Annotated in this window: 15 protein-coding genes; 6 read left to right on the top strand and 9 right to left on the bottom strand. The window is 63.6% G+C overall.

Annotated features, from left to right (window positions below; translation table 11 throughout):
• Positions 1 to 28: 28 nt before the first annotated feature.
• Positions 29 to 1,591 (top strand): ArnT family glycosyltransferase, encoded by a 1,563-nt coding sequence (locus DPM33_RS19980; RefSeq protein ID WP_112099146.1) that lies wholly within the window; start codon positions 29 to 31, stop codon positions 1,589 to 1,591.
• Positions 1,592 to 1,607: 16 nt separating this feature from the next.
• Positions 1,608 to 2,945: a M24 family metallopeptidase gene (locus tag DPM33_RS19985; RefSeq protein ID WP_112099147.1), complete on the top strand. Its 1,338-nt coding sequence runs from the start codon at positions 1,608 to 1,610 to the stop codon at positions 2,943 to 2,945.
• Here DPM33_RS19985 and DPM33_RS19990 read toward each other — a convergent pair.
• Both DPM33_RS19990 and DPM33_RS19995 read right to left on the bottom strand, forming a co-directional pair.
• Positions 2,913 to 3,752: a phosphate/phosphite/phosphonate ABC transporter substrate-binding protein gene (locus tag DPM33_RS19990; protein WP_112099148.1), complete on the bottom strand. Its 840-nt coding sequence runs from the start codon at positions 3,750 to 3,752 to the stop codon at positions 2,913 to 2,915. The two genes, DPM33_RS19985 and DPM33_RS19990, sit on opposite strands and share 33 nt — an antisense overlap.
• Positions 3,753 to 3,829: 77 nt before the next feature.
• Positions 3,830 to 4,831: a fatty acid desaturase gene (locus DPM33_RS19995; RefSeq protein WP_208648429.1), complete on the bottom strand. Its 1,002-nt coding sequence runs from the start codon at positions 4,829 to 4,831 to the stop codon at positions 3,830 to 3,832.
• Positions 4,832 to 5,080: 249 nt separating this feature from the next.
• Between DPM33_RS19995 and DPM33_RS20000 the strand changes: the two genes are divergently transcribed.
• From DPM33_RS20000 to bmt, 3 genes are all read left to right on the top strand, one after another.
• Positions 5,081 to 5,938, top strand: a complete 858-nt coding sequence (locus tag DPM33_RS20000; RefSeq protein WP_112099149.1) for a helix-turn-helix domain-containing protein — start codon at positions 5,081 to 5,083, stop codon at positions 5,936 to 5,938.
• 61 nt (positions 5,939 to 5,999) lie between these two features.
• Positions 6,000 to 6,602 (top strand): DUF1989 domain-containing protein, encoded by a 603-nt coding sequence (locus DPM33_RS20005; protein WP_112099150.1) that lies wholly within the window; start codon positions 6,000 to 6,002, stop codon positions 6,600 to 6,602.
• A gap of 101 nt (positions 6,603 to 6,703) precedes the next feature.
• On the top strand, positions 6,704 to 7,726 hold the full coding sequence (gene bmt, locus DPM33_RS20010) for a betaine--homocysteine S-methyltransferase (protein WP_112099151.1): 1,023 nt from the start codon (positions 6,704 to 6,706) through the stop codon (positions 7,724 to 7,726).
• A gap of 10 nt (positions 7,727 to 7,736) precedes the next feature.
• Here the strand turns inward: bmt and DPM33_RS20015 are convergent, their stop codons facing one another.
• From DPM33_RS20015 to DPM33_RS20040, 6 genes are all read right to left on the bottom strand, one after another.
• A complete protein-coding gene (locus DPM33_RS20015) occupies positions 7,737 to 8,033 on the bottom strand; it encodes a hypothetical protein (protein WP_245442265.1) in 297 nt (98 codons plus the stop codon).
• Positions 8,034 to 8,154: 121 nt separating this feature from the next.
• Complete coding sequence (locus tag DPM33_RS20020; protein WP_112099153.1) at positions 8,155 to 10,344, bottom strand: vWA domain-containing protein; 2,190 nt, start codon at positions 10,342 to 10,344, stop codon at positions 8,155 to 8,157.
• Between the two features lie 2 nt (positions 10,345 to 10,346).
• Positions 10,347 to 10,907: an RNA polymerase sigma factor gene (locus tag DPM33_RS20025; RefSeq protein WP_112099154.1), complete on the bottom strand. Its 561-nt coding sequence runs from the start codon at positions 10,905 to 10,907 to the stop codon at positions 10,347 to 10,349.
• Positions 10,908 to 11,143: 236 nt separating this feature from the next.
• Positions 11,144 to 11,875, bottom strand: a complete 732-nt coding sequence (locus DPM33_RS20030; RefSeq protein WP_112099155.1) for a dienelactone hydrolase family protein — start codon at positions 11,873 to 11,875, stop codon at positions 11,144 to 11,146.
• A 105-nt stretch (positions 11,876 to 11,980) separates the two neighbouring features.
• Positions 11,981 to 12,667 carry a 4Fe-4S dicluster domain-containing protein gene (locus DPM33_RS20035; protein WP_167449145.1) on the bottom strand — a complete coding sequence of 229 codons (687 nt, stop codon included), beginning with the start codon at positions 12,665 to 12,667 and terminating at the stop codon, positions 11,981 to 11,983.
• A gap of 92 nt (positions 12,668 to 12,759) precedes the next feature.
• Positions 12,760 to 14,334, bottom strand: coding sequence for a trimethylamine methyltransferase family protein (locus tag DPM33_RS20040; protein ID WP_112099157.1), 1,575 nt, complete (start codon positions 14,332 to 14,334; stop codon positions 12,760 to 12,762).
• A 270-nt stretch (positions 14,335 to 14,604) separates the two neighbouring features.
• Here DPM33_RS20040 and DPM33_RS20045 point away from each other — a divergent pair, with 270 nt between their 5' ends.
• Positions 14,605 to 15,303 carry a corrinoid protein gene (locus DPM33_RS20045; protein WP_112099158.1) on the top strand — a complete coding sequence of 233 codons (699 nt, stop codon included), beginning with the start codon at positions 14,605 to 14,607 and terminating at the stop codon, positions 15,301 to 15,303.
• Between the two features lie 82 nt (positions 15,304 to 15,385).
• Here the strand turns inward: DPM33_RS20045 and DPM33_RS20050 are convergent, their stop codons facing one another.
• Positions 15,386 to 15,520, bottom strand: coding sequence for an entericidin A/B family lipoprotein (locus DPM33_RS20050; protein ID WP_036258641.1), 135 nt, complete (start codon positions 15,518 to 15,520; stop codon positions 15,386 to 15,388).
• Positions 15,521 to 15,539: the final 19 nt, after the last annotated feature.

A 15,539-nucleotide genomic window follows, 5' to 3' on the forward strand; every position in this document is an offset into this window, starting at 1 on the left:
CCGCTATTGTTGGATTGCTCCGGTCGTTATGGCATGGTCGAGCCCGCTACCGGCGCATCAGCATGAGAAGACGATCCCCTTGCGGCAGCTAGAAAAATGGACCGATTGGCTCTGCGATGAACGGGTCGGTCCATTCAGCGCCGCGGTCGCGTTTCCCCTCCTCTACTGCCTGACCCAGATCGTGGTGATGGCGCTGTTGTCCCACGTCGCGGGCACCGGCGTCGGCGTCGACGATTCCGAGCAACTGATGGAAATGCGGTTCCTGGCTGCCGGCTACGGCAGCTCGCAGCCGCCCTTGTACACATGGCTCGCCATGCTCGCGGCCTCGCTGGTTGGAACCAGCGTCCTTGCGCTCAAGATCGTCAAATACGGCCTGCTCGCTGCGGGACTGATCGCCTATTTCACCGCCATACGCCGCTTCGGCTATTCGAACCGAGCCGCTGCCGCCGGCATGTTCGGGCTGCTTCTGTTTCCGCAGATCTTCTGGGAGATGCAGCACGCCCTCACCCACTCGGTCGCCATATTCTGTTTCACCTCGGTGCTGCTCTTGGCGCTGGTCGAGGTTGAGAAGCGGCGGTCGGCCATTGCCTATGCGCTGTTCGGCCTGGCGACGGCGGCCGCCATGCTGTCGAAATACAACATCGTCATCTTCCTCGCCGCATTGTTCCTCGCGGCTCTGTCGCTTCGCGAAACGCGGGCGGCGATCTTCGACCGCCGCTTGCTGATCAGCGTGGCCGTGGCGATCCTCGCCTGCCTCCCGACCCTTCACTGGAACATCACGCACCCGGATGACTTCCTGGCGCACAGCGGTGGCTTCGGCGCTGGCCAAGGCGACGGTCTGATGGAGTCGGCAGCACTCACCCTGCGGGGGTTGGGCAACGCGATACTCAATTTCGCAGGTCTGCCGATCGCTATCGTTGCCGTGGCGTTCTTCCTGGCGGCACGGACACCCGCGACAACCCCGCAGCCGGCGCGGTGGCCCGAGAAGCTGCTGTGGCGCACGGTCGCCCTCGCCTTGCTGGTCACGCTGGTGGTGGTTCTGGCCGGCGGCATCACGCAGTTTCGCGATCGCTGGGTGCTGCCCATATTCGTCCTTTTGCCCGCAGCCCTTGCCATGCGCTTCGATGCCATCGGCGAGAGGGGCGGAAAAGCGCAAGCCACCATCGTCTTCGTCGGCGCAGTCCTCGCCATCCTTGTGCTGCCAGTGAGCTGGTACATGCACGTGAACGGCGGCGACAGCCGCGGCAGCATCGTGCGCATGGACTACCGGTCGCTTTACGACCAGATCAGTGCCGATGGCCCGGTCAAGACCGTGGTCTCGAGCTGGTTCTGGGTCGGCAATCTGCGCCTGGTCGACGCCGACCTCATCGTGCTCGATGACGAGATACCGGACTTCGCCCGCCTGATCCGCGAGCCGGCGGTGCTTGTCCTGACCGATGACAGGGAATCGTCCTCGGATGTCTTCGAGGAGATGGCGAAGGCCGGCTATACCATGGACACAGTACACCGCCGTGTTGAGGTGCCGCAGGCGCTCGGCCTGCCGCCGCGCCAAGTCATCGTCACCAGACTGCACAAGAAGGCCGCGCCGTAAGTTTCAGGGGGAACGAATGGACACGCAACGCTTCGGCCGCCACCGCAAGATCATGCCGTTCGAACCCGGCTCGATCGAAGCGCTGCGCGAGGCCTCGCGCGAGAAGGCGGCCTCGCTCAACCAGCATGTGCTGGGCTATGGCGCGACAGCCGAAGCCGAATGGGCGGCGGCGGGCATTGCAGCGCCCAACCTGCCCGTCATGCGCAAATACCGGCTGGACCGCATCCGCGCAGAACTAAAGCGCCGCGACTACGCCGGCGCCCTGCTCTACGACCCGGTCAACATCCGATATGCGACGGACTCGACCAACATGCAGCTCTGGGTGGCGCACAACCCGACCCGCCACTGCTTCGTCGCCACTGAAGGCCCGGTGGTGCTGTTCGACTATTTTTCCTGCGAGCACCTGTCGGACCATTCGGGCGTCGTCGACGAGGTGCGGCCGGCGGTGTCGTGGATGTATCTCTACAGCGGCGAATTGACCGATGAGAAGGTCCGTCGCTGGGGAGCCGGCATCGCCGAGCTCGTGGCTGAGTTTGGCGGCAATCGCCGCATCGCGGTCGACCACATCAATCCCGAAGGCGTGGAAGAACTCGCCCGCCGCCGCATTTCCGTCGGCAATGGCGAGGCGGTGATGGAGAATGCGCGCCTCATCAAATCGTCGGACGAGATCCTCGCCATGCGCCGTTCGATCGTCGCCTGCGAGGCGGCGATGGGCGAGATGGAAGCGGCGCTGAAGCCCGGCATCTCCGAGAACGAGCTGTGGGCGGAGCTGCATCGCGGTAACATCGCGCGCGGCGGCGAATGGATCGAGACAAGGCTCCTGTCTTCCGGCCCGCGCACCAATCCCTGGTTCCAGGAATGTTCCGCGCGAGTCATCGAGAATGGCGACCTCGTCGCCTTCGACACCGACCTGATCGGCCCTTACGGCTTCTGCGCCGACCTTTCACGCACCTGGCTTTGCGGCGACAAGCAACCGTCGAACGAGCAGCGGGACCTGTTCCGCATCGCCACCGACCAGATCGCCCATAACACGGATCTGATGCGGCCGGGCACCTCTTTCCGCGACCTCGTCGAACGCTCGGCGGTGCCGCCGGGCGACTGTTTCCCGACCCGCTACGGCGTGCTCTATCACGGCGTCGGCCTGGCCGACGAATATCCGACGCTGCCGCACGCAAGCGACTGGACCGCCGACACGCCCGACGGCGTGCTCGAACCCGGCATGGTGCTTTGCGTAGAAAGCTATATCGGCAGGCTGGGCGGGCGCGAAGGCGTCAAGATCGAGGAGCAGATCCTGATCACCGGGACCGGCAACGAAAAACTGTCAGCCTACCCTCTGGACGAGCGGCTGCTCTGACGCGCCGCCTTCGACCGCCGCGACGGCCTCGCGCATCGCCGCGACAACCGCGGCCGGTGTGATCCTGGCTGTGATATAGGGCAGGCCCTTGCGCCGCGCCGTCCAGCCGACGATTTTGACGCCCCGCGCGGCCGGCTCGAAACGCTGCGCCAGCGCCCAGCTTTGGCAGTCGATTGCCGCGATATCCGCCCTGCCCTCGGCGACGGCGACGATCGACGACCGGTGGCCGCCACTTTCGCTGCGCGAGGCGAAGATGTCCAGGCTTTCGCCCATCGCTTCCAGGTCGCGCGTCAGCCCGATCAGCCCCGACATCGAATCCGGATTGTTGAAGGTGAAGCGCCTGCCACGCAAAAGATCGATCGGGATGACGGCCTTGCCGTCCCGCGGCGACGCAATCGGTGGCCCGCCATCCGCGGCCATCACCAGCGCGCTGGAATAGAGCTCGCCCTGCCCGCCCTCGAACGCATCGTAGTTCGGCTGGGCGATCACCTGCACATGCCGCGCAAGGCCGAGTTCCATCGGCCCCCAGCAGGTTTGGCCGAAGAGCAGCGCCGGGCTCAGCCAGAGCTGGTGAAAATCGAGTTCGTCCGGGGGCAATGTCGCTGAATCGGGCGCGATCAGCTTGCCGGCGCTGTCGAGGATGCCGCCAGGCACCGCCGGCAATTCGCGATTGCTGCGCACGACCGCCTCCGGCGCATCGATGCCCCTTTGCCGGATGGCGTCGCGAAGCAGCACCCATTGCGCGTCGACCTCGCCACGCGCTTCGGGCCAGTCATACATCGGCAGGGCCGCAACGAACTTGCTCATATCGAACAGCTTTCAAAGACAGGCGATCTTCGGCGCCTGTGTTCCGCCGCGAAAAAAGCGATCGCGTAAAGTCGAGATTACTCTTTCGGCGGCTCGGCCGGAACCGGCGCCGTGCCAAGTCCGCTGACATTGCGTGCCCGGACACGCGGCTTGAAGGCGCGGCCCGGCTCCGGCGTGCGACGCAACGCCGGATGGATGACCGGCTCCTTGGCCTTGAAAGCGAAGGATTTGATCAGGGCCAGATAGTTCGGGTAGACATAGCCGTTGTTCATGCGCAGCCATTCCTCGCGGCGCTCACGAAACAGCTTCGGCAATCTGTACCAGGCAACCGTCGGGCTCTTGTGATGCACGAAATGCAGGTTGTTGTTGAGGAACAGGAACGACAACGGCGAGCGTTCGACGATGATGGTGCGCCCTTCCGGATGTTCGGACCACTGATGCTCGGCATAGGTGCGCACAGAAATCAGCGACTGTCCGAGCCAGACCGGCACAAGCACGTAGAGCCACAGCGGTATGCCGAAGCCGAAGGTGACGATCGGAGCCACGATGGCAATGCCGATGGCGTGCAGCAGCCAGGCCCTGCGGATCGTCTTGTCGCCGGCGGCGATCTGCTTGGCGTCGTCGATGAAGAAGCCGACCGAGGACAGCCAGGGGCCGAGGACGAAGCGGCCGGCCATGGTGTTGTTGATCTTGAGCAGGAACTTCATCGCCGGCGGCAGTTCCTCATGCATCCAGAGCGCCTGATAATAGCTCTCCGGATCGTCGAGCGGATCGGTCAGCCGCTCGTCGGCGTGGTGGCGAAGGTGGATGGTCTTGAAGCGCCGGAACGGCCAGACGAGCCCGATCGGCAGGAAGACGAAGGCTTCGTTGATGCGGGCGCTGCGGGTGGGATGACCGTGAACCACCTCGTGCATCAGCGAGGACTGCAGCGCGAGGATCAGCGCCAGGGCGATCAACGCTATCAGGGGATGGGATGGCCAAAGCAGGAAGCCGGCGGCGAGCCATGTGCCGTAGCAGAAGAGTGCGAGGAATGCTGTCGGCCACTCGAGTGCCGGTGCGCTGCTGCGTCTCTTGTTCATGCCAGTATTCATGCTTGCCATGCTATCGACCACTGCCCTCCAGTCGCCGGAACCAACTCGATTCCTGACAGCATTGTGTCAGGAGCCTGCCGTTACATCAACGCGACAATGCGCACAAACTGTTGCGAGTGCGCATTTTTGACGGCATATGTTATACATTGTAAACAAATATGGGGATTCATTTCCGCCTGAGCCACGTTCAGAAGGGCCTCGGCGCAAATTTTTCCTCTCGCAAGCAGGAGCAGCCTGATGGACAAGCGCGATCTGTCGACGATCTTCCGGGAGCGGCTGAAATTGCTCTTGACAAGGTCCGACCTGAACCAGTCGGCCTTCGCCACGGCCGTCGGCATCGACCGCTCGGCGCTGTCGCAACTGCTGTCCGGTGCATCGACCCGCCTGCCCCGCGCCGAGACCCTTCTCAACATCGCCGCCGAGTTCAAGGTGTCGCTCGACTGGCTGCTCGGCTTGAGCCACGACGAAGGCGTTACCGGCGAAATCCGCGAGAGCCTGGAGATCGAGGAGGCGCCGGACGGCTTCGACCGCACGCTGCTCGCCAAATGGCATGCCGAGGCAGCCGGCACCAAGATCCGCTACGTGCCCGCCGGCATTCCCGACCTTTTGCGCACCGAGGCGCTGATCGATTACGAGGCCGGCATCGCCAACAAGAGCCGCGAGGCGCAGGCCGGCGAAACGCAATACCGCATCGACTACACAAGGCGGCCGGAGACCGACATGGAAGTCTGCATGCCGCGCCACACCCTGGAGATATTTGCGCGCGGCCTCGGCGTCTGGGACCGTTTCCCGGAAGCCGAGCGGCGCAAGCAATTGCTGCATATGGCGGCGCTGCTCGACGACCTTTACCCGACCTTCCGCCTGTTCCTCTATGACGGCCGCATGCGCTATTCGATCCCCTATACGATCTTCGGCCCCTATCGCGCCGCGATCTATGTTGGTGACATGTATATCGTCTTGAGCGCCACCCAGCCGATCCGCACGCTTACCAGCCATTTCGACAATCTGATCCGGGCCGCCGACATCAACGCACACGAGGCGGCGAGCTTCGCGCAAAAGCTGGCCGCAATGTCCTTCCCGTCAGGCTCTGTCTGATCGCCGGCACCGAGTTCATGCTGACGGCCGGCCGCCGCCGATCATAGTTTCAGGGAAATCCATGCAAAAACCGCGTCATCTCGTCGTTCCTCCTCAGTCGGGCCGTTCGATGCGCATCAGGCGCGGCGACCTGATCCGCATCATCGATCCCAAAGGCCAGCAGGTCTCGGATCTTTGGGCTTTTTCGACCGAAGGAAGGCTCGACTGGCTGAGCACGTCGCAGACCCGTGACATCACCGAGCGGCTGTTTCCCAAACCGGGCGACCATTTCTACAGCGCTACAGGCAAGATCATGCTGACGCTGATCGAGGACGCCTCGCCCGGACCGCACGACATGCTCTACCCGGCCTGTGACAGCGCGCTCTACGAACGGGCCGGCCTGCCCAACCACCCGAACTGCCGCGACAATCTGATGAAGGCGCTCGGCATAGAAGGCATCGAACTTCCCTTCACGCCTGACCCGGTCGATCTCTTCCAGAACTCAATGCCCCAGCCTGACGGGACCTTGGTGGTCGAGGCCTCGCTCAATCCGCCGGGCGGCTATGTAACGTTGCGCGCCGAACAGGATCTCCTGCTTGTCGTCACCGCCTGCTCGGTCGATCATCACCCGACCAATGGCGATGCCTGCACCGAGATCGAGGTCGAGATCACTCCGGCTTCGTAAGCCTTCCTGGCCGCAAGCTCATTGACTGGATATAAAGACTTCTTTATATCGTTATTTGAATTCGAGACATGAAAGCCATTCTAGGCAGGAAAGCTCAGGCCATGACCGCGACCAATCCGATCGACGCACTGCTTGCCGAAAAAGGCGTGCTTCTGGCCGACGGCGCCACCGGCACCAATCTGTTCGCGATGGGTCTCGAAGCCGGCGAAGCGCCCGAACTGCTCAATGAGACCTCGCCCGGGACCATTGCCAGCCTGCATCAGAACTTCGTCGACGCCGGCGCAGACATCATCCTGACCAACTCCTTCGGCGGCACCCGCCACCGCCTGAAGCTCCACCACGCGCAGGATCGCGTGCACGACCTCAACAAGCGCGCCGCCGAAATTGCCCGCTCCGTCGCCGACAAGGCCGGCCGCAAGGTGATCGTCGCCGGCTCGGTCGGTCCGACCGGCGAATTGCTGGTGCCGCTCGGCGCCATGACCTACGACGATGCCGTCGACGCCTTTGCCGAACAGATCGAGGGCTTGAAGGCCGGCGGCGCCGAAGTCGCCTGGATCGAGACCATGTCGGCGCCGGACGAGATCCGCGCCGCCGCCGAAGCCGCGATCCGCGTCGGCCTGCCCTACACCTATACCGGTTCCTTCGACACCGCCGGCCGCACCATGATGGGGCTGCTGCCGAAAGACATCCACGGCGTTGTCGATGGGCTGTCGCAGGCTCCGCTCGGTGTCGGCGCCAATTGCGGCGTCGGCGCTTCCGACATCCTCGCCTCGCTGCTCGACATGACCGAGGCGAAGCCGGAGGCGACCGTGATCGTCAAGGGCAATTGCGGCATTCCGGAATTCCGCGGCAGCGAGATCCATTATTCCGGCACGCCGGAGCTGATGTCCGACTACGTCCGGCTGGCGGTCGATGCCGGCGCCAGGATCGTCGGCGGCTGCTGCGGCACCTCGTTTGCTCACCTTGCCGCCATGCGCAAGGCGCTGGACGCGCACACCAAGGCGGCGCGGCCGACCGTCGAGACGATCGTCGAACGCATCGGCCCGATGCGCAACAAGGTGGCGACGGCAAACACCCCGGAAACCAGCGAAGGCAGGCGCGAACGCAGGCGCGGCCGCGCCTGACGGGCCTGCTTTATTCGCTGCTTTCGGCGTAGCGCGACAGCGCGGTATTGAAATCGACGACCTTCTGGCTGCCGGAGCCCATCGTCATCAAGGCGCCCGACGTGCCCGGGTCGCTGATCTGCTCCAGCATCGCGCGGAAACGGTCGTTGGTGAGCGCCGAAAGCGCGGTGTTGCGGGCGGCGTCGACTTCGCTGCGGATGCGCGTGGATTCCGGCGTCGGAGTACGCGCCGGCGTCGTGTTTGCCGTCGGCGTCGCGTTCCAATTCGTGGTGATATGCAATGCCGGTCCCTCAACCTCTATCAGCAAGAACTAACAAAGGTTCATTGCGATGATGTTCCCGAAAAACCACGCAATTTAACGATCGCCAAAAAGGCCGGCAGGATTTGCCCCGCCGGCCTTCGCTATTCGGTCCCTACCGTTCGGCGCTCTACTTATTGCCGTCCAGCGATGCGGCCAGACGCACCAGCGACAGGAACTCCGCCCTGTAGCCGAATGGATCGGCGCCGCGCGCGGCGTTGGCAATCTCCGCGATCCGGTCGTAGCCGAAATTCGCCGTCTGATCCTCGTCGCGCAGCTTCTGCCCGAAGGCGGCGACCGCGACCGAGAAGCGCTGGTCCACACCGGCCGCGTCGAAGGACTTGACCTCGTTGGCGGCGGTCACTGGCGTTGTAATCAGCTTCGAGACGTTCTCGTTCGGCAGCTTGTAGCGGATCTTGACGAAGGCATATTCGTCGGCATTGGCAACCCCGCCATTGTCGACCTTTGCCTGGCCGTAGCGCAGCGGATCGACCTGCTCGCCGCCGCTGCCCTTCGGCGTGATCTCGTAGACCGCCGTCACTGCATGGCCGGAGCCGATATCGCCCGCATCGACGCGGTCGTTGTTGAAATCCTCGCGCTTGAGCGCCCGGGTCTCGTAGCCGACCAGTCGATATTCCGACACGGTCGCCGGGTTGAACTCGACCTGGATCTTGACGTCCTTGGCGATGGTGAACAGCGTCGAGGACGCGTCGTCGACCAGTACCTTCTGCGCCTCGGCAAGCGTGTCGATATAGGCGGCGGTGCCGTTACCGTTCTGGGCGATGGTCTGCATCATCTGGTCGTTCAGATTGTCGTGGCCGAAGCCGAACACCGACAGGAACACGCCGGTCTTGCGCTCTGTCTCGATCAGCCGCTTGAGGTCGTCGTCATCGGTCTGGCCGACATTGAAGTCGCCGTCGGTGGCAAGCATTACCCGGTTGACGCCGTCCTTGACGAAGGATTGCTGCGCCAGCTTGTAGGCTTCGCGGATGCCTGCCTCGCCGGCTGTCGAGCCGCCGGGCTCGAGATTGTCGATGGCCGCGAGGATCTTCTGCTTTTCCGCCGCCTTGGTCGGCATCAGCACCGTGCCGGCATTGCCGGCATAGGTGACGATCGAGACGGTGTCGTCGGCCTTGAGCTTGCTGATCAGCAAGCGGAACGCGGATTTGAGCAGCGGCAGCTTGTCCGGCTCGTCCATCGAACCTGAGACGTCGATGAGGAAGACCAGATTGGCCTTCGGCTGCTCGGCCGGCTTCACGTCGAAGCCCTTGATCGCGACATGCATCAGCTTGGTGTGCTCGTTCCACGGCGTCGGCATCACGGTGACGGTCGAGTTGAACGGCGTCGCAGCCGAATCCGGCCCCTTCCAGTCATAGGGGAAGTAGTTGATCATCTCCTCGACGCGGACCGTGTCGGCCTGAGGCAGCGCACCTTCCTTCAGCGAGCGCCGCACAAAGGAATAAGAGGCCGTGTCGACATCGATCGAGAAGGTCGACACCGGGTCATGCGCGGTCTCATGCACCGGATTGGTCTTGAAGGTCTCGATGCGGTCGCGATTCTCTTCCTGCGGCTGCATCTGGTCGGAAGGCATGGGCGAAGGCTGAACCATCAGCTTGGAATCGGCCATTGCCGGAGGAGACGCCGGAACGGCCGCGGCGTTGCCTTCCGGCGCCTTGTCAGCCCGCGCCGACTCGTCAGCGCTCTGCCTCGGCGAATAACCCGCAATTGCCCCGGCCCCATCCTTGCCGCCGGCAGCGAGTTGACCGCTCTCGGCGGGTGCAGGCTGCAGGGCAGGCGTTGTCTCCGGGGCCACCTCCTGCTTGAGCAAGCTGTCGACCTCGGTCGCCGATTTCGGTGCTGCAGGCGCGACTTGTGAATTGGCCCGGGTCTCGGCGTCCGCGTCCGCCTTCTTCTCCTTGGCAGGCGCCGCTGCCAGCGGTTCGTTGATCGCGGGCTGTTCCGGCAGAGGCTTCTGCGCCGCCGGCTTGTCGGCAACCGTCTCGGTGACCGTGCCTTTGCCGCCGATGACGGGGGGCTGCTCCTTCAACATCTCAAAAGCGGCATAGCCGGCGATAGGCAGCGCGACCAGCGCGGTGATGGCCGGCGTGGCAATGAGTTTCCGTTGCATGATTTCTCTCCAGAGCTTTCTTGCTCGCTCCGTGAGACGAAGGCCTGCGAACGTTCCTTGGGGGACTACCGAAATTTTTTCGTCGAGGTCGAAGGCCTGCATGGCGGCGGCGAGCGCGCGCGCCTTCGCCTCATCGTCAGGCGCCGGCACTGCGAGATTGCGCAGCCTTTCGAGTTCGTTGTCGTCGACCATGGTCACACTTCCCCGGCTGAGCGCATCAGCACCTTCAGCCGTTTCCTCGCTTCATGGATGTGCCAGGAAACCGTCGTCTCCGAGATCGCCATCACCTCCGCCGCCGCCGCGTGGTTCAATCCTTCGCCATAAACCAGGAGCACCGCGTCGCGCTGCTTGTCCGGCAACATCCGCACCGCCGCCCACAGCGCCTCGGCCGGATCGTCGGCCTCCGTAGGCGCTTCGCCCGCGATCGACGCATAGGCGCCATAGGCATCGGTCTTGGCGGTGTCGCGGGCGCGCTTGCGCATCATGTCGCGCGCCGCGTTCAGCGTCATGGCATAGAGCCATGTCGTGAAGGCGCCGCTGCCCTGATAGTCGCGGATGGCGCGGCCGAGCCGCACGCAGACGTCCTGGGCGATGTCCTCGGCATCCGCCTTCCTGCCACACCAGCGATAGGCGGCGCGATAGACGAAGCCATAGTGCCTTTCGAGCAGTTTGCCGAAAGCCCCCCTGTCTCCGCCCTTCGCCCGCCCGATCAATTCGGCATCGGAGGCTTCGCTGTCGTCCAGCATCATCGCCATCATTTGCCTGTTGGACGAAGGCTAATGGCCAATCCTTGGGGCGATGGAAAGATTTTTTTGTGGCACCCTTTTTCCTTCTCCCCGTCTCACGGGGAGGTGAGGAGTGGTCCGCGTAGCGGACGAAAAGCCAATTGCTTGGCTTTTCGAATGACGAACGCCCAAAGGGCAGATGAGGGGCGGCGCGAACCTTTGAAGGCTCGCGCTGCGAGTTGCCCCCGGCAATCTGCGACAGACGCCTATCCCAGCGTTTCAGCGAAAAACGTCGTCAGCCGCTTCCAGTGCCTCTCAGCGCCCACCTCGTCATAAACGCTGTGGTCCTTGACGCACCAACCATGCCCTACCCCGACATAGTTCTCGATGACATGGTCGACCTCGGCCACGCGCAGCGCTTCCGCCAGCCGCGCCGACTGCTCGGGCGGGAAGCTGCGGTCGACGCCGGCGACGCCGACATAGACGCGCGCCTTGATCGACATCGCCTTGCGGTGCGGGCTGTCGGGCGCGTCGCTGGCGAGATTGCCGCCATGAAAACTCGCGGCGGCGACGATGCGATCGGGATAGGTCGCGGCCGCATTGAGTGCCCGCGCGCCGCCCATGCAATAGCCGACGACGCCGATCGACCCATCAATGACTTCGGCCTTGAGCGCATCGAGGAAGGACGCGCCGTCACGGATGGTCATCTCCTGCGTCGTGCCGGTGACCAAGGCCATCAGTCTGGTCTTGGTTTCTTCCACCGTGAAGGCGGTCTTGGCGTCGAACGGCCCGTAGGGAGCATTGCGGTAGAAGAGATCGGGCACCAGCACGGCATAGCCCTCGCCGGCAAGCCGCTCGGCCATCTCGTCAAGCGCCGGCCGCGGCCCGAACGCGTCCATATAGAGGATGACGCCGGCCCTGGCCTTGGTGGACGCTCGGAACAATCCAGCCTTTGCCTTGCCGTCCCGGGTTTCGATCTCGATCTGTTTTCCCGCCATGCCTGTGTCTCCGTTGCCTTGTCGCGCGATAGATATCGGGCTGGGCCGCTCCGGCAAGACAATCCCGGAGCGACTCGTTCAAGATTTCGTGCGGCGGTCTGCTTTCTAGAGTTTCGCGAAGGCCGCCATGTGAAAGGCCTGCGCCTCCGGCGGATAGCGGTAGCTCGTGCCATACGGACAGGCGTTGCGGTCAAGGCAGCCGCCGATGCGGCAAGGCGAGCCGTGAGGCCCGCGTACATGGTCGAGGCAGGCTTCGTGTGCAAAACCCTGCCCGGAATAAGCGTCGACCGGACAGGATTTCAGGCAAGGTTTTTCGACGCATGCGTCGCAAAGGTGAATCGCTGCATCAGCGACCGGAAGCGCGATCTCGTCCTCGAACAGCAGTGCGGCACGATAGGCGTGCCACAGCCCATACTTCGGATGCATCAGGATGCCGAGCGGCGACGGCTTCAGCCCTTCCGCCCGCATTGCCCATTGCTGGAAGGGTAGATAGGGCCGATCGGAGGGCGACACGGCGCGTGCGCCGAAATTCTTCGCGACGGTACCGATCACTTCCCGCGACCAGGTGTCGAGCGGATTGACAATGGGGAGGTGCTGCCTCTCGAGCCAATGCTGGAAATGCGACCAGGGTGCAACGCCAGCCTGTCCGACAAGTAGGACAGATATGGCGGCGCCGCCGGAAGCTCCGGTAGGCGCGGCCTCGTCGCCGGCAAAGCGGAAACCGCCGCGAGGGATCAGGCCTTGGGCAGCAAGCGCGGCCGCGATCTCCTCGACCAAGCCGCGCGCAACCATCATCCCTTCCGGTCCGGGTCGGAGAATGCGCTCCGCCAGACTTCCTTGTGGATGATGTTGGCCACTTTAGCCCGGCCTGAATCGGGCTCCTTTCAAGTGAAGGCGTCGGGCATCGAGCCCTTCTTCTTGGCGATGAACTCCTTTAGCGCCTCGTCGATCGCCGGATCGAGATGCGGCGCCTCGTAGCTGTCCAGCCAGCGCCGCGCGAGCTCGTTGGCGCGCTGCGGCGCGGTCTTCTCGCCTTCGGCCAGCCACTGCTCGTAGGAATTGTTGTCGGCGATGTTGGAGCGGTAGAAGGCGGTCTGGAAATTCGCCTGGGTGTGATCGCAGCCGAGATAATGGCTGCCCGGGCCGACCTGGCGGATGGCATCCATCGCCTGGCCGTTTTCCGAGAGGTCGACGCCCTCGGCAAACTTCTGCTGCATGCCGAGCTGGTCGATGTCCATCATGAATTTTTCATAGCAGGAGGCGAGACCGCCCTCGAGCCAGCCGGCCGAATGCAGGACGAAATTGGTGCCGGCAAGGATCGTCGAGTTGAGCGTGTTGGCGCTCTCATAAGCCGCTTGCGCATCGGGGACCTTCGAGGCGCAGAGCGAGCCGCCGGTGCGGAACGGCAGACCGAGCCGGCGGGCCAGCTGCGCCGCGCCATAGGAAACCAGCGACGGCTCCGGCGTGCCAAAGGTCGGCGCGCCGGACTGCATCGAGATCGACGAGGCGAATGTGCCGAAGAGCACCGGCGCGCCGGGCCGGATCAGCTGCGTGAACGAGGCGCCGGCCAGCACTTCAGCCAGCACCTGCGTCAGCGTGCCGGCAACCGTCACCGGGCTCATCGCGCCGGCCAGGATGAACGGCGTGACGATGCAGGCCTGGTTGTGACGCGAATAGACCTTCAGCGCGCCGAGCATGGTCTCGTCGAATACCATGGGCGAATTGGCGTTGATCAGGCTGGTAAGCACCGTGTTGTTCTCGACGAAGTCGTCGCCGAACACCAGCTTCGCCATCGCCACCGTGTCTTCCGCGCGCTCCGGCGCGGTGACAGAGCCCATGAACGGCTTGTCGGAATATTTGATGTGGCTGTAGACCATGTCGAGATGGCGCTTGTTGACCGGCACGTCGACCGGCTCGCACACCGTGCCGCCCGAATGGTGGATCGACGGCGCCATATAGGCGAGCTTCACGAAATTCTGGAAATCCTCGATCGTGGCATAACGGCGGTTGCCGTCGAGGTCGCGCACGAAGGGCGGACCGTAGACCGGCGCGAACACCGTCGCATTGCCGCCGATCTGCACTGAACGGTCCGGATTGCGCGCATGCTGGGTGTAGATCGAAGGCGCGGTCTTCAGCAACGAGCGGCAGAGCCCCTTGGGGAAATGCACGCGCTCGCCCTTGACGTCGGCGCCCGCCTCTTTCCACAGCGCCAGCGCCTCGGCATCATCACGGAAGATGATGCCGATCTCTTCCAGCACGGTGTCGGTGTTCTTCTCGATCAGCGCAAGGCCTTCCTCGTTGAGGACCTCATAAACGTTGATCTTGCGCTTGATGTAGGTGAGCTGGGTACCCGGACCGCCGCCCGAACGGGCCGCACGGCGTGCCGCCGCGCCACTGCCGGCGCCACGTCCGCGTCGTCCACCCGACGCTTCCTGCTCGACTGCCGCGTTATCGCTCATGATCGTTCTTCCTATAACTGGCCTGAATTGGCTGGGGCGGCCCATCGTCGCCGCTTCTTGCCGGATCGTAGCCATGCACCCTATTGGAAACGGCCAGCCAGCGCCAACGCCTGTCGCAAAATCGACAAGAAAAGCGCCAACTTTTCAGTCGCTTTCCTTTTGCGGGAAGTCGCAAATCAGCTATGGCTAGCTCGCCCTCGCGGGTTAGGTATTGGCGCATCGTTTTTAGGCTGCCGCAGTCATTCCGAGCAGCAAGGAGCCCGAGGAAAAATGTCCGACGACGAGATCATCCTTTCCGAGCTTTCCGACGAGGAGCTCGTGCAGCAGATGCACGACGACCTCTATGACGGTCTGAAGGAAGAAATCGAGGAAGGCACGCATATCCTTCTCGAGCGCGGCTGGGTGCCTTACAAGGTGCTGACCGAGGCGCTGGTCGAAGGCATGCGCATCGTCGGCGAGGATTTCCGAGACGGCATCCTGTTCGTGCCGGAAGTGCTGCTGTCGGCCAACGCCATGAAGGCCGGCATGGCGATCCTGCGCCCGCTGCTCGCCGCCACCGGCGCGCCGAAGCAGGGCAAGATGGTGATCGGCACCGTCAAGGGCGACATCCACGACATCGGCAAGAACCTCGTCGGCATGATGATGGAAGGCGCCGGCTTCGACGTCATCGATCTCGGCATCAACAATGCCGTCGAGAAGTATCTCGATGCGATCGAACAGCACCAGCCCGACATCATCGGCATGTCGGCGTTGCTCACCACCACCATGCCCTACATGAAGGTCGTCATCGACACGATGAAGGAAAAGGGCATCCGCGACGACTATGTCGTGCTGGTCGGCGGCGCGCCGCTCAACGAGGAATTCGGCAAGGCCGTCGGCGCCGACGCCTATTGCCGCGACGCGGCGGTGGCGGTCGAGACCGCCAAGGACTACATGAAGCGCAAGCACAACGTTCGCGCTTCCGCCTGACCCAAGGCATCAGGATGGACCGAAAAAAGCCGCGCCTTGCAGCGCGGCTTTTTTGTTCACAGATGATGGAAGAGGCTGAAGATCAGTTGACGGTGTCCTTGACCGCCCTTGCCGTCGATTTGACGTCCTTGCCGACGCCCCGAATGGTGTTGGCGCAGGCGGTGAGTGCAAGCGCGCAGGCAAGGATGGCCATCGGCGCGATGCGTAGCAGTTTCATGAACGGTGTCTCCCTCGAC

Source organism: Mesorhizobium hawassense, assembly GCF_003289945.1.
In the GTDB taxonomy this organism is placed as follows: Bacteria; Pseudomonadota; Alphaproteobacteria; order Rhizobiales; family Rhizobiaceae; genus Mesorhizobium; species Mesorhizobium hawassense.